Genomic DNA, 23,287 nt, shown 5'->3' on the forward strand with positions numbered 1-23,287 from the left:
ACGTGTATCGATAGTGACTATCGAAACGGCTGCGGTGTTCGATCAGGTCAGCGCAGTCATCACGCCAGCCTGATAGGCCGGGCGGCTCTTGAGGCGTTCGTACCACGCCTTGAGGTGGTACATGTCCGGACGCTCGATGGGCATCTCGAACCAGGCGTAGGCGAAGCACCCCAGTGGGATATCACCCATGCCAATGTGTTCTCCCGACAGATACGGCTGTGTGGCCAGGGCCTGATCGGCCATGGACAGCAACTGTGCGCACTGCTTGTGCGCCGCATTGATCGCCACCCAGTCCCGCTGATCTTCAGGGGTGCGCAGCATGCCCCAGAATAGCGGACGGAAAGGGGTCGCCAGGGAAGAGGTGGTCCAGTCCATCCACTTATCGGCCAGGGCGCGCTGGCGCGGATCGTCCAGGTACCAGCCCTGCGCCTGACCATATTCGGCGCACAAGTAGCGGACGATGGCGTTGGATTCCCACAGGGTCAGGTCGCCATCTTCCAGCATAGGCACCAGGCCATTTGGGTTGCGTGCGCGGTAGTACGGCTCATCTACCACGCCGAAAGCGCCTCCAGCGTCGATCGACTCGAAATCCAGACCCAGCTCATGGGCAATCCACAATGCCTTGCGCACATTGCTCGAGTTCTTGCGGCCCCAGATCTTCAGCATGACGACGTCCTCAGGAATGCTCAGGTCATGCAGTCTACTCCAGACATTAGCCGGCTGTACGCGCGAAGATACCGGCAAGAACGAGCATGAACTGAAACTCACGCTGCCACACCCTGTCACTGTTCTGACAGTGCCGTTCATAGCGTGGTGTCTAAGCTCTGTGGGATGGCCAAGCCCCTGGTTCCAAGGAGGAGTGATTATGTTGCTGTTGTGGCTGCTAGTGCTGGTGATCGGCACTCTTTACCTCATGCACCGGCGCCTGCCGCCCTTGCAGATACTTGGCATCGTTGCCGTCTACACGCTGCTGATGGGCATCTTCAGCAAAGCCCCCGGCTGGCTGTTGGTTGTGGTGTGGCTGGTGATCGCGCTCAACGCCGCGCTCGTGTTACTGCCCGAGTGGCGCCGCAAGGTATTCACGGGCCCGGTGTTCAAATGGTTCAAGCGCACATTGCCCCCCATGTCGCAGACCGAGCGCGAGGCGATCGATGCCGGCACCGTGTGGTGGGACGGCGAGCTGTTCAGTGGCCGCCCCGACTGGCGTACCCTGCTCGCCTACCCTGCGCCAATGCTCACCGAAGAGGAGCAGGCCTTCCTCGATGGCCCGACCGAGGCACTCTGCGCGATGGTCAGCGACTGGCAGATCGGCCAGGACATGGACCTGCCACCGCAGGCCTGGCAGCACATCAAGGATCACGGGTTCTTCGCCCTCATCATTCCCAAGGCGTACGGGGGAAAGGGCTTTTCCGCCTACGCCCACTCCCAGGTGGCGATGAAGCTCGCCACGCGCAGCGGTGACCTGGCCTCCACGGTCATGGTCCCCAATTCGCTGGGCCCTGCCGAGTTGCTGCTGCATTACGGCACCGACGAACAGCGCGATCACTACCTGCCGCGCCTGGCTCGCGGTGAAGACATCCCCTGCTTTGCCCTCACAGGTCCCCACGCTGGCTCCGACGCCGGGGCAATGCCCGACACTGGCGTGATCTGCAAAGGCCAGTGGAAGGGGGAAGACGTCATAGGCCTGCGCCTGAACTGGGAGAAGCGTTACATCACCCTCGGGCCGGTCGCCACCCTGCTGGGCCTTGCCTTCAAGGCTTACGACCCGGACCACTTGCTCGGCGAGACAGAAGAACTTGGCATCAGCCTGGCGCTGATTCCCACCGACACACCCGGCGTTGAGATCGGCAAACGCCACCTGCCGTTGGGCGCGGCTTTCATGAATGGCCCCAACAGTGGCAAGGACGTGTTCATCCCCCTGGACTACCTGATTGGCGGCAAGGACATGCTCGGCAAGGGCTGGATGATGCTGATGAACTGCCTGTCGGTAGGCCGCTCCATCTCGCTGCCGGCAGTTGGCACGGGCGCTGCCAAGTACACCAGCCTGGTCACAGGCCAATACGCGAACATCCGCGAGCAGTTCAACGTGCCCCTGGCGGCCTTCGAGGGTATCCAGGAATCGTTGGCACGCATCGGCGGCAACGCCTGGTTGATGGACAGCGCCCGCTTGCTCACGGCCAAGGCCGTGGATTTGGGTGAGAAACCGTCGGTGCTGTCGGCGATTCTCAAGTACCACCTGACCGAGCGCGGCCGTGAGTGCATTCAGCACGCGATGGACGTGCACGGCGGCAAGGGCATCATCATGGGCCCCAACAACTACCTGGGCCGCAACTGGCAGGGCGCGCCCATATTCATTACCGTCGAGGGGGCCAACATCCTCTCGCGCAACCTGATGATCTTCGGCCAAGGCGCCATACGCTGCCATCCGTTCGTACTCAAGGAAATGGCCCTGGCCGCGCGCCAGGACCAGGACCAGGCGCTGGTGGAGTTCGATGATTTGCTGGCCAAGCACATTGGTTTTGCGACGGGCAATGCGGCCAGCACCCTGATCTACGGACTGGGCCTGGGCCGCTTCGAGCAGGTGCCCGGCGATGCCCTGAGCCAAGGCTACTTCCGCGCCCTCAACCGCCAGGCGGCGGCATTTGCCCTGTTGGCCGACCTGTCCATGATGCTGCTCGGTGGTGCACTTAAGCGCCGCGAGCGACTGAGCGCGCGGCTGGGTGATGTACTGAGCTATCTGTATCTGGCCAGCGCAGCGCTCAAACGCTACCACGATCAGGGCTCGGCCGAGCACCTGCGGCCGCTGTTGCGCTGGGCCTTGGAAGAGAGTCTGGGGCAAGCCGAACGCGCCCTGGATCGGCTGCTCGATAACTTCCCCAATCGCTTCGTGGGCTGTGCACTGCGCGTACTGGTGTTCCCTTTCGGTCGGCGCCATACCGGCCCCAGTGACGAACTCGATGCCCAAGTGGCTGAGCTGATCGGCCGTAGAAAGGGTGATCCGGCCCTGGAAGAACTGCTTGCCGGCTGCTACCGCCCACAGGGCGAGAACGACCCCGTTGCCGCCCTCCAGCAGGCCAGCGATCTGCTCGACAGCACGGCACCGCTGAGCAAGGCCTTGCACCAGGCGCTCAAGCAAGGCGATGTCCGCCCTGCGCCTGGCCAGTCGACCATCGATGCAGCGGTCGAGGCTGGCGTCTTGCAACCGGACGAGGGGCAACGCCTGCACGCGGCTGAACAGGCGCGGCGCAAGGTCATCGATGTGGATGCCTTTGACAAGGTGCAGTTGACACCCGAACCCGGGAAAGTGCGCTGAGTCTTTCCGAACGACAGGGGAGGCGTATACTCCGCCCCCCTTTCAGCCATACCAAGGACCCCTGCCATGGCCAACCCACACCTGGAATACCACCTGCAATTGCTGCAGCACCTGCGCACCATCCTCGTGGCGCTGGGCGAAGCGGAGCAGGTGCCGGAAGAAAGCCATACCCTGTTTCTCGAACGCTTTGACGAACTGCTGACCGTGTTGCCACAAGACCCACTGCAAAGCCAGTACCTGGGCCAGGACTTGATCTGCCAGGTGATTCAGCGTTACCCGCAAATCGCACATTTGGTGCCCCGCGATCTGCTATGGTTCTTTGCCGGTGATTGCCTGCACTTCATGCCTGATGAAGAGCTGGATATGTATCAACAGCTCGAGGAGCTTCGCTTCGCAGCGCAGGAAAGCGGTCAACCCTTTGACTGGCATCAGCACAAGCAGCTGCTGAGCCAACAACGCCAAGGCAGTAGCCACTGATTCACCCAGGTATCCCACGCCGGACGTGGGATACCTCGTCCTCCCATGGAACGTGTTCTTATTAATACGTTGCCTTCAGCTGATGCCGGGTTCACGCTTTCTTACTCTTTGTAGAGAATAGGCCTATTGCGCCACACCGCTCAATTATTAACTCGAAAAAAATTCCCCCGCCCCTCAGAAAAATCAACACACAACTAATACATAGTCTTATAGTTAAAAAATATAACAAACATCGAACTCATATTATCCTTGCAACTAAAAAAGTGACTTCTATAAAATTCGCGCCGAAGTTAAAGAACACCAATACCACTGGCGTTCAATTAACCTTTCAGTCATTTAATATTAGTCACTCGAACAAGGATCCTTATGAAAACGTCTCTCCTGGCCGCATCGCTCGGCTTCCTCATGACGGCCATTGGCACATCGGCAAACGCCAACACAGGCCTTGTAATGTTTGACGGCAAAATCACTGCCGACACTTGCCCGATCATCATTTCGCCACCTTCCGGCGCCATCGGCAGCGCCGTGGAGATGGGTGAGCTGCCAGCCAGCGCCTTCAAGGCCAGTGGTGAAGAGTACAACCAACGCACCTTCGCACTGGTAGTGGAAGAGGGCGCGGTGTGTGGTTTCAGCAGCAACAAAGCCACCGTCACCTTCGAGGGCACTGCCGATGTCAGCGGCAACTATTTCGCGGTCACCCCTACTTCCGATGGTGCCAAGAACGTAGCCATCGCGCTGCGTGACCGCACTGGCAGTGCGGTCGCCCCAGGTAGCGCATCGGCCGAGTACGACCTGAATGATACGGGCCAGTCTCGCATGGTGTTCCACGCGACCTACCGCGCAACCAGCGTACCTGTGTTGCCAGGCGCAGCGTCGGCCAGCATTCACTTCACCGTCGACATCATCTGACCTGCCGAGCCCGGCTACAGGCCGGGCTCACACCTTGTACCCCCATCGCGTCCAGGTGCCGTTGCGCACCTGGTCTAGAGGACGACTTTCAATGCCAGGTTTTTCAGTACGGGCGGCTTCGCTGCGCGCGATATTCAGCACCTGCGCAGCGGCATTGCTGCTTATCCTGCCCGTTGGCAGCAGTCAGGCTGCGCTCACATTGAGCAACACGCGGATCGTTTACCCAAGCGACAGCCGCAGCACATCCGTCGTGGTGCGTAACCCCAGTAAACAGACGTATGCAGCGCAAGTCTGGATCAATACCCAGGCTGACGACAGTGTCACCGCAGTGCCGCTGATGCCTTCACCGCAGTTGTTTCGCCTCGATCCTGGTCAGGAGCAACTGTTGCAGATCAGCGCCTTGCCCAACGATCTGGCCGAAGACAGAGAAAGCCTGTTTTTCCTGAACCTCCAGGAAATCCCGCAAGCCGTGCCAGGCCAGTACAACACCCTGAACATCGCGCTGCGTACACGTCTGAAGCTGTTTTACCGGCCCCACCAGCTCAAGGGCAGCCCTGCCACCCAGGCAAACCACTTGCAGTTTTCACTGCATTCGGCCAACGGCCAGACGCAACTGAGGGCACACAACCCCACCCCGTTCCACGTCACCTTCAGTCAGCTGGAGGTGGTCGGTGCGCAGCGTTCCGGCAAGTTGGAAAACCTTCCGATGCTGCCACCGTTTGGCGATCACTACTTGCCGCTGGACGGAGTTCGGCCTGGCCCTGACCTGCAGGCCAGGTTCAGCATCATCAATGACTTCGGTGGCTACACCAAGCCTTTCACCCTGCCTATCGCCAATCGCCCCTAGCTTGCCGTCATAGGCGAGGAACTTTCCATGCCATTAATCACGCCCGGACGCCCGTGCGGCGCCTGCTTGTGCCTGCTAATCGGCATCAGCCCCTGGCTGCCAGTCGCCCATGCCAGCTCCCACAGCCAACCTGCAATGCAGTTCGATGCGCATTTCTTGCGCCAGGCCGGTACCCAGCCTGACAGCGTGTCGAGTATCGCACTGGACGCCCTTGCCGACTCGACCTCGCTGCCGCCTGGCCGCTACCGGGTCGATGTCGTGCTCAACCTGGAGTTCGTGGGCAACCATGAATTGACGTTCATCCTGCAAGACGAGCGCCTGGACGCCTGCTTGCCCGGGCCCTTGCTCGTCGGCATGGGAGTGCGGCTCGAAAGCCTGCAGGATCCTACACTGGCCACGGCGACCTGCCTGGATTTGCCTGCCGTCATTCCAGGCGCCACATCGACGTTCGATGCCGCAACGCTACGCCTGACGTTGTCGGTGCCACAGATCGCCATGCGCCGTGATCTGGCCAGCCAGGTGGAGACTGCGCAGTGGGACCATGGCATCAACGCAGCCTTCATCAATTACCAAGCCTCCACCTACCAAGGCCACAACCGCTATTCGGGGCGTTATTCGAGCGCTGACCTGAACATCAACAGCGGTGTCAACCTTGGCGCCTGGCGGCTGCGCAGCAGCCAGGCATGGCGCGAAAACGGTACGGGTGCAACACGCTGGAGCCGGTCCCAAACCTACGCACAACGAGGTATCGCAGGGCTGCGCGGCAATCTCACGATCGGCGAAACGTTTCTCGACAGCGATGTCTTTCGCGGTATTCCTCTGCTTGGCGTCCAAGTTGCCTCGGACACGAGCATGCTGCCCGAGACGCTGCAGCAGTACGCCCCGATCATCCGTGGCGTGGCGCAAACCCGGGCCAAGCTCGAGGTGTGGCAGAACGGGTATCCGATCTACACCACTTACGTGAGCCCTGGGCCCTATGCCATCGACGACTTGAGCCCAGGCGGCAGCGGTGAGCTGGATATTGTCCTGACCGAGGACGATGGCCGCGTACAACGCTATACCCAGCCCTATGCCACGCTCAGCAACCTGTTGCGTGAAGGCGTGTGGCGCTACAGCATTGCCGTGGGTCGCTACAACCCAGCCGCTAGCTTCGACCGCCCGACCGTATGGCAATCCACCGCCGCAGTGGGCATGCCGTGGAACACCACGCTCTACGGTGGGCTGATGGCCAGCCACTACTACCACGCCGCCAATATCGGCCTGGGCAAGGATTTAGGCGATTGGGGCGCGCTTGGCTTGGACATCACCCAGGCCAACAGCGAAGCGGCCTCTGGCAACCAACAAGGCCAAAGCCACGCGATCAGGTATGGCAAGACCTTTGCCAGCCAGACCACCCTGCGCTTTGCCGGCTATCGTTACTCGACCCGCGGATACCGCGACTTCGACGAAGCCGTGCGTGAACATAGCGGACAAGACAGCTTCATGGGAGCCCGTCGAAGCCGCCTGGAAGCGGCCGTTCACCAGCCTGTGGGGCAGCGCAGCGGCCTGAGCCTGACCTATTCGCAACAAGACTACTGGCAACGGTCGACCACCCAGCGTCAGTATCAGGTCAATTTCACAACCCACCATGGCGGGGTCAACTACAGCCTGTTTGCCTCCCAGTCATTGAACGACGACTTCCCGTCCCAACGCCTGTTCGGCCTGACGCTGAGTATGCCGCTGGACATCGGTCACAGCGCCACGGCGTCCTTCGATGCGCTGAGCAACAACCAGGGCCACAGTCAGCGTGCCACGCTCAACGGTTCCAGCACACAGTACCCCATCAGCTACAGCGCCAGCCTCAGTCAGAACGAAAGCAAGCAGAAGGCCGCAGCATTGAGCATCGCGCACCAAGGCCGCAGTGGCTCGCTGGGCGCAGGTTTCACCGAAGCCGGTGATTACCGCAGCCTTTCCCTCAATGCCAGTGGTGCGTTGTTGTTCCATGAGGATGGCTTGGCCGTTGGCCCGTACCTTGGGGATACGGCGGCCCTGATCGAGGTCCCCGACATTGCGGATGTGGGTGTGCGCAATGCCACCGGAGCGCTGACCAATGCCAAGGGCTTTGCCTTGGTACCGCACCTGCAACCCTACCGCAACAATAGTCTGGTGCTGCAGACCGACCGCCTCGGCCCGGAGGTGGAAATCGACAACGGTTCGGCACGCGTGGTGCCAAGCCGAGGCGCCGTGGTCAAGCACCGCTTCGAGGCCCGCCGCGTGACCCGCTTGGTGCTGACGCTGCGTACTGCACAAGGCAGACCGTTGCCTTTCGGCGCCCAAGTAGTCGACAGCCTGGGCAAGCAGCTGGGCATCGTCGGCCAGGCGGGCCAAGTCATGCTTTCCACGCATACCCAGGCGCAGGTGTTGAGCGTGCGCTGGAACGAGCATGAGGACGGCATGTGCCAAGTCGCAGTTGACCCCAAAGACTCGCCTGCTCAGCAAGGCTATCACCTGCTATCGCTGGTCTGCGGCTAGGCCCTATGTTTGTAGCGCCCAGCCTGAGCACAGGCTGGGCTGTGAAGGAGTCCCAATGATGAAATACCTGACAGTGTGCGCTGCGTTGGTGCTAAGCATCAGCAGCCAGCCAGCAGTGGCCGCCTCCGAAGTCAAAAGCAAGGCCTGCTGGTGGTACGATAAATACCCAACAGGCCCAATGACGTTCATTCGTAAACTCGGTACCGTGCATGTGCCGCGCGATGCCCAGGTAGGTCGCCAACTGGGCGGTTTCAACGTTTATGATTTCACGAATAACGAGGCGAACAGCCTCTTGGAGTGTTTTAACCGCGGGACGCGCTGGCACTTCAAGTTTGAACCGGTACGCCCGTTGCTCCCCATCCATACCATCGATGGCAGCCCGATCTTGCAAACCAATATCCCGGGTATTGGTGCACGTATCGAGTTGGGTTGGCCATTCAGTGACCAAGGTCCGACAACATTCATACCTTACGGGCGCAACCCACCGCTGGTGCCGTTTACTGCCTATCACGATGCCGAGAACACGTCAGCGTTTCAGCTGAGATTCATTGAAAACAACGTGACCCTGTACAAGACCGGGCCAATTCCGCCCGGCATCCACAAACTCGATACGAGCATGTTCACAGGGTACTTTGATGAACCGACCGTTGGCTTGGCGCTGACCTATTATTTGCAAGCCGAAGTGGTCAACAGCGAGTGCAGCCTGGCAGGCACAGGCGTCAGCCCTAACCCGGTCAAGCTAGGCGAGTGGGAGCGCTCGCGATTTAGCGCGCCCGGAATCACCACGCCGTTAGAACCCTTCACCATCACGCTCAGCGGCTGTGAGGTCGACCCTGAGCACAACACCTACGCCACCATCGAGCTCACCGGCATCAATGGTTCAGTTCCGATCGGCTCGCCCCTGGAAGGTATTTTTTCACTGACTACCACATCGTCGGCGCGAGGCGTAGGCATACGAATTCTCAAGCAAGATGGCACGCCCCTGGCATTGAACAAAGAGGTGCCGCTGAGACCCCTGGCCGATGGCACCACGCCGCTGCATTTCAGTGCGCAGTTCATTCAGGTGGAAGCGGCCACCGCCGTGCGTGCGGGTGACGCCAACGGAGCACTCAACTTCACCATTCGCTACCGCTGAACTGCGCTTCGATGCCCTACCCCGCCTATGCGCCTTCTACTGGCTCATACCGCTGAGTACATCTTCGGGATCGTAATGGTAGCGAGCAGCACCGGTGGGTCCATCGACACTCTGCAGCCGGTTCAACGCATCGTACGTCAGGGTACGGCCGGCTTCGTCCTGGATCAGGTTGCCATTGGCATCATAGCGCAGCTGCACCGCCGGCAGAGATGAATGCTCGATGGAGGTCAACTGCGCTGGGTCCGCGGCATTTTCGAATTTGTAGATGACCCGCGAACGGCTATTGTCGGCCGCAGTGGTCGTCAACAGGTCGATGTTGTCGATCGCATCCAAGCGGAACAGTTGAGTCTTGATTTGCTGGCCATAGGGGTCAATCGGACATTGCTCGCCCGCGCAGTTGTAGTCGGTCAGGCGTCCGCGCAAATCGTATTTGTAGGATTCTTCGCGTAGCACACCGGTTTCATCGGACAGTACCCGCAGGACGAGCTTGTCGACGTCATCATAAGCTTGGCTGAGGGTCTGAGTATGCTCGGCCACGAAGACCCACTCGCCCGTATCCTCGTCCAGCGCAAAGCGGCCGAACTCGAAGGTGCGTAGGTCTTCGCGATCATGTGGGTCATACCGCAGTTGCGTACGCAGCGCCTGATCACTGGCCATGTCCCGGGTGGTCGTGGTGTGCAGGCGACCAAATAGGTCGTAGCTGAAGTGGGCCTGAAGCAGCGGCTGGTCGGTTAGTGCGGCGTACAAGGTGGTGCATTTCAGCTGCCCCAGGGCATCGTAGTCGTTGCTTTGAACCTGGCCGAGCACATCCTGGTACTCCAGCAGACGGCTGCGATAGCTGTAGTCGTAACGCATCTCGAAGGGCGCAGCCTCGCCCTCAACCCAGCGCCTTTCCACTTTCACGTCCCCATTACTGAAATGATCCCGAGTCAAGCGCAGGTCAGGGATTTCACAGTCGATCAAGCGCGCATTTTGTGGATCGTGGGTGAAGCGGGTGGTGACGCCGCCGACCGTACGCACCGTAGGCTGCTCGCTGAGGCTGGGCTGGTACTCGTAATGGACACGCTCGCCGCTGGGCATGGTTACCCAGCACGGCTTGCGCTGGCCGGGTTCGTACTCGAAGCGCTGCAGGCGCCCCCCGGTCGTGGCGCTGATACGCCGGTTCAGGCCGTCGAAGCCTTGTTCACCTAGTAATTGATCGCCGCCGCGGCTGCTCGATACGCTGATACGCGTGGGCAGGTCTTCGCGGCTATGGGCGGCAAAGCTTCGCCGCACTTGGGCAGCATCGGGCAGGGTGTGGATCACCAAGCGCTCGAAGGCGTCATAGGTGTATCGATTGACACGCTGAGGTTTGCCCGCCATGCCTACGCTCTCCTCGAACAGGCGCCCGAGCCCGTCGTACTGATTGCGTTGCAGGCTGATGGCGTCAGCTGGCTCCAGCTTGCCAGGCGCAAAGCGTTCTATACGCGTGGGTTTATCGAACAGGTTGAGCCACGTAACGGTGATACCGCTGGAGACGAGGTTCCCCTGCTCGTCGAGTACCTCACGCCATTGGGTGATAACAGGGCCTTTGGAAGCAGGGGTACCGACGGGGTCAGTGCGCGTGTACTCGCGCACGCCGTCTGGCCCAACCACGCAGTCCTGCTCGCCCCAGTCGTCGTACTCGAACGTGCTGGTCAGTTCCAGCTGCTGATCGCCGAGCCAGTCGATTTCGGTTTGCGTCTGCATCTGACCCAGTGCGTCGTACCCGGCGCGGTAGGTCTGGCGCAGCGTTTCGCCGAGCAGAGGGTGATCGACGTCCATGCGCTGTTCCTCGACCACCCGGTTCAGACCGTCCAGATAGGTGATGGTCTTTACGCCCTTGACGTCAAACTGCCACTGTTCGGGCACACCGTTAGCGGAATCTCGCAAGAAATACGTATAGCGTCGAGTGGCTTCGTGGGGTTTGCCCGGCGCTACCGTCTCTTGGGTCACCCGTTGCAACGGGTCGTACTCGTAACGGATTTCGACGTCATTGTCATCGCGGTTGAGCAGCGGCTGGCCGGTGTGCAGCGAATGCTCCAGGGTGGTCTGCTTGACCTCACCGTCGTACCCGGTCAGCGTCTCAAGCGTGTGCAAGACGCTCTGCCGGGTGTAGGTGCTCAGTGGCGTAGAGTAGTCATAATGGGTGACGGTATCGAGGGTCGCTTCGGGTGGATCCTCCGGTCCTGCGGGGTACTGCACGGTTTTTTCCCTCACCCGCCCCATACAGCTGGCTGCCTGATGTTCGTACTCATAACGCGTGCACTCCAGCCAGCGCTCGCCATCGTCCACATCGACCAGCGTTTCGCTTTCGACTTCGAACCACGGCACCGTCAACCTTGGACCGGGCTGCTCGGCGTCGTCAAGCGGCGCATAGGCCACATAGCTGAAACGTTGGCTGAGCACCGGTGCCAAGCCCTGCCCGTCGCTGGCCGGATAGGTGGTCGTGCTTTTGAGGTGCCGCACAAAGCCACTGGGGTCGTGCGGATGCCCTTCTTGCTCCGCCGCCTGGAACCATTCGTTGCGCACCTCGATGCCGTTGGCTTCCTTGCGGGTCAAGACGTTGCCATGGTTATCGTAGGTACTGATAACCGATTCCGAACGCGCGGGTACTTCGCTGCCGACCACCACCCACCGGCGCGTTTCCTCGGTGGGCAACTGGAACGTGGGCGGCTGGCGGTGGAAGCCACCTGCGTTAATGGTGTATCCCGTGGCAGAGGTTTGTTGGCAATTGCCTTGCAGGGTCTTTACTTCAGTCAGCAGATGGTAACGGTTGAAGGTGCGGGTGATGCTACGAATCTCCTGGCCTTCCTGTTTCCAGACCTCCACGCTCTGATACTCGTAGGTATCGCTGTCGGCGAGTTTGTAGAGGTTATCCAAGCCATCGTCGCGCCATGGCAGCGATGTGCCGCCACCTATGAAGTTGTGCGCGCCAGGGTAGCGGTAGTCCACATCCACCAAAGGCTGCCCTGCCCCGGGTTCGATTTGATGCCGGGTGACCCGGGGAAGCGGCGAAGGCCGGCCGCTGCCAGCAGGGAATTGGTGACCGGCATCAGCGTATGAGAGCATTTCCACTGCTCCCGTTGGCGTAGTCACACGGCTCAGACAGAGGTGCCCGTGTGTACGTACGTACATCATATCCCACCGCGCCTGTTCGACCTGCTTGCCCTGCGCTTCGCCCAATACACTGATGCGCTCGACCCGTTGATCATCCTCCTTGAGCTGCATGTCGTAGGTGACCAGGGGCGCTCCGTCTGCACCGACGAACGGGTGCAGCTTCAACACGACGGCATTGGCCGTGCGAGCGGTCTGGAACAGGATACGGCGCTTGCCATCGTTCTGCTGAGTGTCGTCACTGATGGAGTCGAGTACCGGATGCTGGCTGTTGAACAGCCGATACGTGAAAGCCAGGCTCTGGCCCTGGGCCGAGAACAGCCGAGCCGGCAAGAATACCGGAGCCTGGTTACTGCCTTGGCGAGTCAGTATCTCTACCAAGCCCGAGCGGTGCTCAATCCTGAAGGCATCATCACTGTCACGATAGACCTTGAAATTGACCAGTTTCTGCTCTGCCAGCACCATCGGCTGCGCATTCCGGTCGGTGATGCGGTACGTTTCGCCTGTGCCCAAGGCCAGCACCTGGTTATCCGGTGTGTACTGGGATAACTGGAGCGTCCAGCCAGCGCCGTAGCCGGAGTCGATGATATTGAGGGGCGAGAATGACAACGTCGGTGTGAATTCCGGGCCCAGCAACGTATTGGCACAGAGGTCGGGCAGTTCGATCTTCATCGTGTATTGCCCGGTGCGCGGATCGACACCGCCCTGGATGAAGCTCATGAAGTTGAAGGCGTTGGAATGGAGTGAGTGCTTGACGGACATGGTGCCCCCCGGCCTTGGCGGTAACAGTGGGTTGGATGCTATGGGAGATTACGAATCTTTACGCAGCTGAGTTGATGCTCCCATGGAGGAACGATGGTAGAAATCACTTCTTTTTTAAGTAATTGGACACCCGCTACCACAATACCGCGGACCGGCGTGTCTCGCACTTCAGTCATTTTTACCCACCGGGTGGTCGTCGGATGTTTTATCGTTTCGACGTGGGCAGTCCAATTGTTTTCACGGGGCGGATGCACAGGCTTCACAGGCACCTCTTTACAATCAACTTGATCATAGAACCGTATCTCCACCGCCGAGGCGACGTTGCTCATGGAAAAATAATCCGAGTTCCTCTTACAACCGTGATTTTCTAATCTATAGGTGTGCATCGAATCACTTGGCGCCGGTATCGGGATGGAACAGGAATTGACAGGTGACTGATTTTCATAACGCTCAGCAATCAGCAACCTGCCGTAGTCTTGTGCAGCTACCGCATCGGTCCCATGACTACACGCCTGGAGCAGCGATAGCACTGGCACCATCAAGTACTGGATTTTCATCGTCGACCCCTTTCATTCAAGCGTTATTATGCAAGGTCAATACGGCGCGCTGGGGCGCGTTCAGAACGTTCGGCGAAACGCTGATGTGATCAAGGTAATTACGGTGCTCAGGCTTACTGGTTGACAAGTAACTGAAGCGACGGTAGTGGCTGTTGCCATTTTCGTCACGCAGCAACACGACCAGCGATGGTGTCAACCACCGCTTTACCCAATCCTGGAGAGTGAGCCTGTAAACATCTTCCCGGCGCAAGTTCACCAGCACCAATGACCCAGAGGCATACCACCGTCGATCAACTGGCAGCGCGTCCAACTCAAGATCTTTGCGAATGGATTCCATGGCAGTATCAAACTCTACAGTCTCAGGGTAAGGTTCAAGAGAGTCATGGAAAATCAGCCCTGTGTAGCTGAACATCCGGTCATTCTGGCTGGGCCCTTCCCACGTGATCATCGAAATGTTCGGTGTTGTAAGCGGTGACACCCGATTTCCTTCCATACCCAGCACTTCACAGGATACGAATTTGGCGTGCGCGTAGCGGAACGTCCAGTAATCAATGGTCGTCAGGAAGAAATCGAAATCATCTTGCTCATTATTGCCGCCGCCGCCATCGACCCGTTGGCGCGTGAAACTGTAGTCGTTCTCGAGCACCTGCAACTGCGCCGCCGACACTTCGATCCTCGCGTTATGCACGGTGGTGTCGGTGGAATAATGCATCTGTTTGGAATCGGCCTGGAAACCCGCATAGAATTGCCGGGTCTGCCCAGCGCCCGCTCGGCAGTGCAAGTACAGGTAAACAATGCTTTCGCGGTTAGTGACTGCACGCCGGGGCGCGGCAGCCGCCGCGCGCCCGTTCGCCAGGTGAAAGCGATTGGGTCGGGTACTGACCGCCCAGAGTTCAGGATCGCCCAGTTCGATGCCTTCGCGTTCCAGGGCAAGCGTGCTCACGCGCTCAGGCGTGCGTTCGTGGTAAAGCCCCAGCGTTGCCAATTCGGTCACGCTCAAGGGATAGTCCTTACCATTGACCTGAGCTGTCTCGACATAGACTTCCAGTTCCAGCTGCTGGAAGCCATTGTTGAATTGGCGGCCCTGGCGGTTGCCATCCTGGCCGCTCATGACCCTGACCGTGAACTGATTCAGCTCTTTCCAACTGCCTTCCATTTCCAGGTCGCTATGCTGCACAACGCTATGGCCGCTGGCGAACACCACGCCATTACTCACCACCTCACACGTCACCACGCTGGTGCCACTGTGCTGGCCACGGCTGGAGAAGGCGCCAGTCTGGTCAACTTCGCCCTCCCCTGATAACACACGCCAGCGGCGGTCGGCGCCTGGCATGAACTGCACGGGCTCACTCAGCTGCGCAGTTTGCCCATGTTGTACATTCGCCACATGGGCTGGGTACAGGCTCAAAAGCGGCTGGCTATTGACCATCACCAATGCCGCATCGCGAGCTTGTCCGGCGTGCGCCTGCACCTGTTGTACGACCAGTGGCCGTACGCCAGGCCCGCGGTCGGGTACGAACAGCGCACGGTGCTGGTCCTGGTCGGACAACTCACCATGAAACGGTTCGAGCAACGACCACTGCACCCCTTGTGCATCCTTCTGCCAGCCAGCCAAAGGAATCACCTCCTGTTGGTCTGGCCAGTAACTCGCAGCGTTGGGAAACGTCGCTACCGACTCGAAACTCACTTGCAGGCGAGCGGAGGCGACGAAGACCTCGCCCGGCTTTGTGCCATCGAGCTCGGCAGTCACCACCACGGTCAGGCTCTGGTGGCCAATGTCCTGGGGGCTGGGCGCACTGTAGCGCCCCTTTGAGTCGATCTGCCCATGCCCTTGCGGCAAGTGGCTGTGCAGGCTTACTGCATGCCAACGGCTAGCGCTTACGGCCCTGCCCTGGCCGTCATGCAAGGTAAAACTCAGCGCCTCGCCTGCCTTGATAACCGCTTCGGCGGGCTCCACCGAATAGGTGGTAACCAGCGGGTCGATATTGCCCAGCACCAGCATGTCGAAGGGCTCATGGCGCTCGGCCTCCACGAAGGCATAGGTGCCAGGAAACAACAGGCTATTGAGTATTTCCAGTTGTTGACCGTCTGCATACCTGGTCAACGAACGGTCCAACAGCAAACTGGCTGAGTAGTTACCATCGGGGATCAGGTAAGGGTAACTGCTGTCGGGGTAGTAACCGTCGGCACTGTTGGCACTCACACGAATGAACACCAGTACCGCGCCATCGCCCTGATTGACAGCCTGACTCAACTTGGCGCCCGGCGCTGCCTGGGTGCGGATGATGAAACGCCGTGGGCTCAGTGGGTGATAGCCTTGAAGATCAACAATCCCCAGATCGAACTGGGTCATGCGTGCAGGCAGGCCATGAAACCAGGTTTCAAGCGCTGTCACCAGTTGCTGGTTGAGCAAGGGCTGATCTTGCAGCAAGCTGCAGCGCAGGCTGCTGCCATGGGCGAGGTCCAGGCTAACCCGGCCATGGCGATCGACCTCGCCTGTGACCAGCATCAGGTCCAGGTCAATCTCCAGGGTATAGCCCATGGCCTCGGTCACGTTGAACGTGTTGATCAAGGCGCCATCGCTCAGCTGCACGGTGGTGCAGCGCCCTGCGATCAGGTTCATGATCAACCGCGCCCGCGAATTGGTCAAAGAAGCGTTGATGAACGACAGTCGCGGTGCACCGAACTCCAGTCCCTCCAGCTCGATGACCGCCGCACGCGCGCCGGTGAACGCCAACTCATCGTTGAAGGGCGGCAGAAAGCTCAGTGTATCCAAGCGCTGCTGATACTGTTGCATCAGCAAGCGGTTAAGCCTGGACCGGCTATAGGCCGCCACTGCACCCCAGCCCAAGGTCGCGGAACCTTTACCCAGCCGCTCAAGCATTTGTCTTTTTGAATAGGCCATGATCTATCCTCGTGGATCTATGTCTGAGTGCGTTGTGGTTTCGGACCCGACCCATGCCGCGTCCGGCCAACGCTCATCGAGCACCACGATCAGGTGCCCTTCCAAAAGACCGAAGGGGGAGTCCAGGTCGGCGAACACCAGCAGGAAACGCTCACCATCGTTCGAGCCTGGCTCATAACGGCCACGCTGCACGAAATGGCCCGGTCCGAGGGCCACGCGCCAATTCACGTCGGCCATGGGCTGCCCATTGAACATCGCAGTGAACTGCCGACGCCCGGCAGCCAGTGGCGTACACGTCAGGGTGAGGCTCGATGGTTTTTGCCGGACCAGCACATGCAGTGAGCGCTCCTGCCCGCTGGTCACGTCGCGCACTTGTACCTCGTCCAGCACATAGTGCAGGTCCGCGACCTGGGCACCGGCGATGTAGGTGCGCTTGAACGGCGCCCCTTCCACGACGTCCAAGGTACCGCTGCCTGGACGCGGGTTGATGATTTGCCACTCAAGCTGCTCGCCGGTGGTCCCGGCCGACAACTCCACCTGATCTTCCGACCAACACACCTGGATCAACGGATTGACGGTCAGTGCGTGAGGCAACACGGTGATCAAGCCAACCTGCTGTATTGCGGTGGAGGGTTGAGTGACGGTTATCCTTATCTTCACCCCATTCTCGTCAATCGCATGCCGTGGCGGCGCCGTGTAGACACCGGTGGTCGGGTCGATTCTGCCGGGCTCGCCCCGCTCACCCGGCAAGATTGCAACGCTCCAACGCACACCGACCTGTGGGGGATAGACGCGAAACACATGGGATGCACCTGCCGCCAAGTGGACATTCTCGTCGATCAAGCGAAAAGCGTCGGCGCCTTGTGCCTTGACGAAGGCCGCCAGTCCATGGGGGTACTCGGCGTGCTCCACGAACAACGACGTTCCCCCGGGCAGCAAGGCGGTGGCCAACAACTGCTCTGGAACATAGGCCGTCAGGTTGCGTGAAAGCCCTTCGAGTATGGCCTGCTTGAGGACCAACCCAGCGGCGTGTTCGATTTGCGCCACCTCAGCTGCCGGCAAGGTGGGCATGCCCGATACTGGGGTGACTTCGCCGATAACACCCAAGGGCCAGTGGAAATAGCCCAGCAATAGCCCACCGGCGTCCTCGGCCGGGGTCGCCAGGCACAGGTCGAAGCGGTGCGACATGGTGAACGCAAAGGTTACTGCCAGCAGTTGCGGATACTGCGAGTCATGCCGGGTATAGGAGCACTTCAGCGCGAACTGCGAACGCCACGTCATCTGCACCCCATCGTCGTCGAACAACGCGCCCAAGGGCTTGATTCCGCCCGCCGCCGGCACTTCGAATGCTTCGCAGTTGAACATGAAATCACGTGTGCGCACCTGCCTACGAGCCCCGCGCAGCACACCTGAGGTCGCCCGCATCTCAGTCAATACCTGGCCCGCGTGGGTATAGCTGAACGCGGCAGCATCGAACATCCCAGTCAAGCCATTGGCGTAGGCCGCCCGGTGCAGGACGCGCCTGGACAGCAACACGCAGGCATTGGCTGGCACATCGCCGGGCAGGTCGTCGGGCAGCAGGAACGGAAAATTCGACCGGTCGCTAGGTAAGCTGCCGGTCGGCCCTTGTTCAAGCGATGCGAACAGCACCACTGCCAGCTGGCCATCGGCCTTGCTGTCATGGGTACGCAGAGCAAGCTGGCGCACACCCAGGAAGCGGTTGCCAGGCACACTGGGGAAGTCGAACAGCGTACTGACACGCTTGCTCTCGGGCAGGGCATTGAACAATGCACGGATGAACGCTGTGCTTTCCTCACTGCCTGCCACCTGATCGCTCAATGCGAAGTGCACCTGCTCGATCTGAGCCAAGTCCACACTCAGGCGTGGGCCGTCGCTGACAACAGGCAAGCGATACTGCAGGGCCAAGGCATCCAAGGCATCGTGGGCACTGAGCGCAGTCACTTCGCCACGCTCCGTAGCTACCAGCAACCCCCCTTCCATGGCGACTGCCTGGGTCAGGCGCGGCGTCTGCCAGGACGCCTGGCCAGGCACCAGGCTTGCAGGGCCCAGCCGGTACCCGAACAAATGGTAGGTCAGTTTGGTATTGGCGATCTGCAGAGTCCCAGTCAGGTCATCAATGGCCGTGTGAGTCAACCACCGCTGCACATGGTGGGCCTGCAGCAGACTATTCAGTTGGCCGGCCGAAAACGCAGTGATGAAGTCCCACCCAGAGAGGTTCGGGTTATCACGCATCCAGGCCAGCAATGCGCCTAATGAATTACCAGACATGAGCGTCTCCTGATTCGGTACGTTAAGTGCAAGCGTTCGCCCAAGCGACCTGTCAACCCGCCACGCCCGTCACCTCGGCGCACAGCGTTCGATAGGCTTGATCGTGATCGAACAAGGGCAAGGCAAGGACGATGACGTTGGTGAAGACCCCAAAGGGTGGAAACTCGAAGCGCCCCTCGACGATCGCGAAACGCTCGGCGCTCGCCGGGTCGGCGTGGTAGAGGTTCTGCTCCATGCGACCTGGGCCGGCCAACACCGTCCAATCCGCCTCGAGGTCGCTGGCGTTGAGCTGCAACTGCAACTGGGCCGTACCCTTCGCCAGATCCATGGCTTGCAACACCACCGAAGCGCCACTTCTACTGCGCGTCACGATGCATATCTGACGCGTCTGACCGGTCTCTTTGTCGCACACCTCGATACGTTCAATCAGGTGCTCGGATGTAGAGCTGTCGGGCCTGGCGAAGTAGGTGTTGTGGCTAGCGGTGGTGCTGGCCAAGCGGCCTTCAGGCGTGTCGCCCAGGATCCGCCACTCCAGGTCAGCGCCGCTGGCGCCCGCTGCGCTCAACGGCACTCGGTCCTCGGCGTCACACAACTCAACCAATGGGCTGACGCTCAGCACATTGGTCACCACCGTTATCAAGGCAGAGGCGGCAAACCCTGTCTGCGGATCGGTAGCCGTCACTTTCACGCGGATGAAATCGCCGTCGATTGCGCTGACTGGGGGAGCTTGGAAGAGGCCGTCGATCACCGTACCTGGGCTTGAAGACTGTCCCCAGACAAGTTCTGCGCACCAATTGAGCCCCGGGGTCAATGGCGTAACGGTCAGTGGTTGGGTAGCCCTAGCGGAAATGATCGGCTCCAGGGGCGAGAGCTCGAAGGTAGTTAGGCGGGGTGCGATGCTGCCGAAGCAGGCTATGTCTTTAGGCATTACGACATCGTCCGCTATGATCGCACCGCCGAATTTCGTGCGTAGCGTCTCGCGGGCCGTCTGCTCGACCAGCATATCAGCTTGTAAATTGCGCTGGATTGGGCGTATGACTAACTGGACCAGGCTAGTCAGGGGATCTCGAACGGCTAGGTATGTCACAATTAACATTTCAAGAAAGATCAGTTTCAGCACCAGGTCCCGATTTATCGCTGAAGTGGCGAGCGAGGCCGGGATTTCCGTCCCCTCTTCCGGCGGCTGCGGCTCGGCGGGTCTCGTTAGGCTGAAGTCCAGTAATTCCATCACACCGCTTTCATTCATCTGATAAACAGCCGCTAATTCGGAGGGGTAAGTTACCGGCATATCATCGAACTGGCGGAAGTCATCTTCGTCAAGAAAACCCAGGTCATCTCGTAAACTCAACACTTCGGTGAAGCCGACCGGGTTCAAGACAAACTTAAATTCCATACGCTCACCGATGAAGGAAATACTGAAGTTGTCCTTTAGCACGATTGGGTCGATGGTCAGGCCCCAGTGCACCTCGTAGTTGATACGCTGACCCTCAATCGCAAAAAACGAGGCCCCGTATCGGCTAAACTCCTTCCGCTCGAACGATATGTGCCCCGAAATGGCCCTGACCGACTCCATTTGACCCTGCTCATCGTGTGTCACGGCAAAGACCGAATCGTCACTCAACAGAGGCCGCAGCGCCTGCAGCAAGGTCGCCACCATCAAGCGCTGCTTGTCGAACAACACCGTTGCCGAGTAATTCCCCTCACTCGGGATCAGGTACTTGAAGTCGGACTCATTACCCGGCAGGTTGCCTTCGTGGGAGCCGTGCATACGAACGAATGCCAGTACTGCACCGTCGCCCTGTTCGCCAACCTCGGCGGTGGGCGCAGACTGAGTGCGCAGGCGAAAAGACGCGGGTTCAAGCAGCGGCTCCGACCCTGGTATAATTTGCCCTAATTGCCAAACACGTTGAGCCGGTTCAAGGGCTTGAAACTTTCGCTTGAAGAAATCCGCACTCAATTGCTGGATCTGATTGTGATCAGGAAACGACAACTGGAAGTCATCGCTGCGCTGCAAATCCAGGAACACTGCGCCATCCTCGGCGACATCGCCAGGCACGTCGTTCAAGTCCAACTCAAGACTAAGTTGCGGCCCCACCAAAGGATCGACCCAGTCGATGCGGTAGATGTACCAGTCGCCCCGCCGCTCCAGATTGACCTGATTGCCACCGATCACCGTCATGCGCAAGCGTGCCTTGGAACTGTTCAAATCGGCGTTTTCGAATGACAGCCTGGGTCGGTCGAGGATGAAGTTCTGTAAATACACCTTGTAGTTGCCAACCAATGAAGCATCGCCATTGATGGGCGGCAGCATGCCGTTGCCACCGAAGCGGGAGATGTATTCCTGGCTCAGCAGCTGGTTGAGCTTGGCGCGATCCATGACTGCGATGCTGCCCCAGCCTGACAGTCGGTGCTTGACGCGCATCCATTGGACAATGGCGGCCTTCGAGTTGCTCATGGTTGACGCCTCCGCTAATTACACTGGATCAAGCGATCAGTTGGGGTTCCAAGTGAGGAAAAGACTTGTAACTTTCGCCGTCATCGAAGCTGACCTGCACGCTGACGCGCAGTACCCTGTTCAGCTCAAGGCGCTGCAAAAAGACGTTGGGCAGTTCGGCTGTCACATGGCCTTGGTAATATTCCTCGTCGCTGACTGGCTGCGCGTTACGCATCACATGATCCAGCTCGCCCCCCCCGACCTTGGCTACGCCAGCGGCTCTGATGATCAAGCGCTGCCCTGGCGCCATGAACGGCCACACATCAAGGCTGAAATGGGCGTCGTCGCCCTGGAGCGCCGATAGGGACAACTTGCCGTCGATCAGTTCATCGCGGTGACCCTGGATCACTGGAAAACGCCTAGTGGCGTAGTCGGCCACTTTCAGGTCGAACGCTGACGATTCATAAGGTGCCTGGTCCGGCAAGTGCAGGCTGTAATACACGTTCAGGCGTTTGCCCAGGTTGGCGGGAATCGCCGCTGCCGGTATATGAAACAGCCGTGGGTCCGCAGGATCGGCTTGCTTGACGATGACCTTGCCGGTGCTGGCGTGCCCGTCCCAGTGCATCCAGATATCACCGTCATTGGTTTCGGCAGCCAGTGGGACCCTGACCCTGGCGCCCCAGCGAACCTGCTCTGGCGTCACCGTCCCCTGGTTGGCTTCATCTCCGCTCTCCGGTATGACAGTGTCGATCAGTGGCCAAGGCAGGTAGAGCGGCCTGCGCACCATGACCTCAAGCACCTGCGAGTGCCAGGCCGCACCCAAGCGGGCCACCTGATAGCTTACCCGAAGCGGCTTTCCGATCAGCTCGTCACTGTACCAACTGCCCTCAACCCGCACTTGAAGCTGGCGGCTGACAACCGTACTGACGTCGGCCCGAAAGCCCCTCAAGCTCAAGTCTGGCCCCTCCAGGTACACCACCAGCTGGTCACCCAGCTGCAGGTCGGCATAGTCGTCGATAAGCAGGGTGAAGCCGCCAATCAATGCCCTCGGGTCCAGGTCGCTGCTGCCGTCATGACCTTCGATCAACGGCTTGGGCAACAGCGGGCTGAGCGGCGGCCCCGACTCTACGATGTCGACTCGCTGAACTGGCGACTCACTGTCACCCCCCGAGGCGTATCGAATGCGGTAGGACAGCTCGGCATGGTCGCCGTCGAATAAGTGCATGACCTCCTGGAGCGGCAAGGTCATGCCTACGACCATGCCAATATCCCGTTCGGTCACCGAGTGAGACTGGCTGTAGGGGGATTGGGGGTCGCCAGCGAAATACGGCACCCATTCAAAGATCAGCGTATCGCCCACCGTCATCGCTTGGTAGGGCGGCACGGCCACGGTCAGGTCCTGGCTGATCAGTTCCAGGTCGATGACCAAGTCATGGGCTTCACGCAGTTGCGCCACTGCCAGGGTTTGCTCTTCAACCGCCGGACGGTCGATGCTGAAGAACACCCGCAATGACTCATTATCGGGACGGGCTTCAACCCCGGGATGGTAGGAATAAAACACATACCCACCCGAGAGCCGCTGGAGACGATCGTTATCGATGGAGAATCGTACCCCTTGCGGCTCGATGGACACGATCCGGAATGGATGGATCATGTCCAACACTTCGCCGTCCGCCGCGCATCCGCGCCAGTGAGGGGTGACCCAGTCACCGACTTTGAGCGCCGGATCGGTCAGGAAGGTTTCCAGCAGCTCGCCGCCCAAGCTACTCAGCTCCAGGTTATCGCCGGTACCCAGTAACGGCACGCTGGGCCGGTCAGGTCGTAGCGTCATGCATTCCCCCACTAGCGCCCGAAGCGCTGAATTGGTCATGTTCTGGCTGTTTTATACGTCCGGCATTGCACTCGGCGAAACTGATAGAAATGACAGGTGACGCCCCTCCCCCCCGGCGCCTAGGCTCTGTCCAAGCGAGTGTCTGAACGCCCGATCAGCCGTCCTGCCAGGGGCAACAGGGA

General features: G+C 59.7%; 13 protein-coding genes. 6 read left to right on the forward strand and 7 right to left on the reverse strand.

The window, feature by feature from the left end:
• Positions 1-42: 42 nt before the first annotated feature.
• Positions 43-666 (reverse strand): glutathione S-transferase, encoded by a 624-nt coding sequence (locus FH041_RS10875; protein ID WP_059183203.1) that lies wholly within the window; start codon positions 664-666, stop codon positions 43-45.
• Between the two features lie 199 nt (positions 667-865).
• Between FH041_RS10875 and FH041_RS10880 the strand changes: the two genes are divergently transcribed.
• The 6 genes from FH041_RS10880 to FH041_RS10905 all read left to right on the forward strand — a co-directional run bounded on the left by FH041_RS10880 (position 866) and on the right by FH041_RS10905 (position 9,192).
• Positions 866-3,313, forward strand: a complete 2,448-nt coding sequence (locus FH041_RS10880) for an acyl-CoA dehydrogenase (RefSeq protein WP_028687690.1) — start codon at positions 866-868, stop codon at positions 3,311-3,313.
• Between the two features lie 66 nt (positions 3,314-3,379).
• Entirely contained in the window at positions 3,380-3,790 is a 411-nt protein-coding gene (locus FH041_RS10885; RefSeq protein ID WP_027914343.1) for a PA2817 family protein, read from the forward strand.
• A gap of 366 nt (positions 3,791-4,156) precedes the next feature.
• Positions 4,157-4,699, forward strand: a complete 543-nt coding sequence (locus FH041_RS10890) for a fimbrial protein (RefSeq protein WP_104925953.1) — start codon at positions 4,157-4,159, stop codon at positions 4,697-4,699.
• A gap of 91 nt (positions 4,700-4,790) precedes the next feature.
• Positions 4,791-5,546: a molecular chaperone gene (locus FH041_RS10895; RefSeq protein WP_088523028.1), complete on the forward strand. Its 756-nt coding sequence runs from the start codon at positions 4,791-4,793 to the stop codon at positions 5,544-5,546.
• Between the two features lie 27 nt (positions 5,547-5,573).
• Positions 5,574-8,057 (forward strand): fimbria/pilus outer membrane usher protein, encoded by a 2,484-nt coding sequence (locus FH041_RS10900; protein ID WP_049696358.1) that lies wholly within the window; start codon positions 5,574-5,576, stop codon positions 8,055-8,057.
• Between the two features lie 115 nt (positions 8,058-8,172).
• On the forward strand, positions 8,173-9,192 hold the full coding sequence (locus FH041_RS10905) for a fimbrial protein (protein WP_162179779.1): 1,020 nt from the start codon (positions 8,173-8,175) through the stop codon (positions 9,190-9,192).
• Between the two features lie 36 nt (positions 9,193-9,228).
• Here the strand turns inward: FH041_RS10905 and FH041_RS10910 are convergent, their stop codons facing one another.
• Genes FH041_RS10910 through FH041_RS10935 form a run of 6 tightly spaced genes read right to left on the reverse strand, consistent with a single transcriptional unit; the run spans position 9,229 to position 23,105 of the window.
• On the reverse strand, positions 9,229-13,089 hold the full coding sequence (locus FH041_RS10910) for an RHS repeat domain-containing protein (protein WP_104925950.1): 3,861 nt from the start codon (positions 13,087-13,089) through the stop codon (positions 9,229-9,231).
• A 38-nt stretch (positions 13,090-13,127) separates the two neighbouring features.
• Positions 13,128-13,646 (reverse strand): hypothetical protein, encoded by a 519-nt coding sequence (locus FH041_RS10915; protein ID WP_132578882.1) that lies wholly within the window; start codon positions 13,644-13,646, stop codon positions 13,128-13,130.
• Between the two features lie 16 nt (positions 13,647-13,662).
• Positions 13,663-16,551: a hypothetical protein gene (locus FH041_RS10920; RefSeq protein ID WP_140174564.1), complete on the reverse strand. Its 2,889-nt coding sequence runs from the start codon at positions 16,549-16,551 to the stop codon at positions 13,663-13,665.
• A 3-nt stretch (positions 16,552-16,554) separates the two neighbouring features.
• On the reverse strand, positions 16,555-18,840 hold the full coding sequence (locus FH041_RS10925; protein ID WP_104925948.1) for a hypothetical protein: 2,286 nt from the start codon (positions 18,838-18,840) through the stop codon (positions 16,555-16,557).
• Positions 18,841-18,892: 52 nt separating this feature from the next.
• The gene (locus tag FH041_RS10930) at positions 18,893-21,295 is read right to left on the reverse strand and encodes a hypothetical protein (protein ID WP_104925947.1); all 2,403 of its coding nucleotides are present in this window, start codon (positions 21,293-21,295) and stop codon (positions 18,893-18,895) included.
• Positions 21,296-21,323: 28 nt separating this feature from the next.
• Positions 21,324-23,105: a hypothetical protein gene (locus tag FH041_RS10935; protein WP_140174566.1), complete on the reverse strand. Its 1,782-nt coding sequence runs from the start codon at positions 23,103-23,105 to the stop codon at positions 21,324-21,326.
• Positions 23,106-23,287: the final 182 nt, after the last annotated feature.

The sequence above is a fragment of the Pseudomonas sp. SWI7 genome (genome assembly GCF_006351945.1).
Lineage (GTDB): Bacteria > Pseudomonadota > Gammaproteobacteria > Pseudomonadales > Pseudomonadaceae > Aquipseudomonas > Aquipseudomonas fulva.

Bases quoted from the DNA above. Each gene is read 5' to 3' on its own strand.
- FH041_RS10880 (WP_028687690.1), top strand. From the start codon at position 866: ATGTTGCTGTTGTGGCTGCTAGTGCTGGTGATCGGCACTCTTTACCTC.
- FH041_RS10935 (WP_140174566.1), bottom strand. From the start codon at position 23,105: ATGACGCTACGACCTGACCGGCCCAGCGTGCCGTTACTGGGTACCGGC.
- FH041_RS10885 (WP_027914343.1), top strand. From the start codon at position 3,380: ATGGCCAACCCACACCTGGAATACCACCTGCAATTGCTGCAGCACCTG.
- FH041_RS10925 (WP_104925948.1), bottom strand. From the start codon at position 18,840: ATGTCTGGTAATTCATTAGGCGCATTGCTGGCCTGGATGCGTGATAAC.
- FH041_RS10930 (WP_104925947.1), bottom strand. From the start codon at position 21,295: ATGAGCAACTCGAAGGCCGCCATTGTCCAATGGATGCGCGTCAAGCAC.
- FH041_RS10900 (WP_049696358.1), top strand. From the start codon at position 5,574: ATGCCATTAATCACGCCCGGACGCCCGTGCGGCGCCTGCTTGTGCCTG.
- FH041_RS10915 (WP_132578882.1), bottom strand. From the start codon at position 13,646: ATGAAAATCCAGTACTTGATGGTGCCAGTGCTATCGCTGCTCCAGGCG.
- FH041_RS10920 (WP_140174564.1), bottom strand. From the start codon at position 16,551: ATGGCCTATTCAAAAAGACAAATGCTTGAGCGGCTGGGTAAAGGTTCC.
- FH041_RS10890 (WP_104925953.1), top strand. From the start codon at position 4,157: ATGAAAACGTCTCTCCTGGCCGCATCGCTCGGCTTCCTCATGACGGCC.
- FH041_RS10895 (WP_088523028.1), top strand. From the start codon at position 4,791: ATGCCAGGTTTTTCAGTACGGGCGGCTTCGCTGCGCGCGATATTCAGC.
- FH041_RS10910 (WP_104925950.1), bottom strand. From the start codon at position 13,089: ATGTCCGTCAAGCACTCACTCCATTCCAACGCCTTCAACTTCATGAGC.
- FH041_RS10875 (WP_059183203.1), bottom strand. From the start codon at position 666: ATGCTGAAGATCTGGGGCCGCAAGAACTCGAGCAATGTGCGCAAGGCA.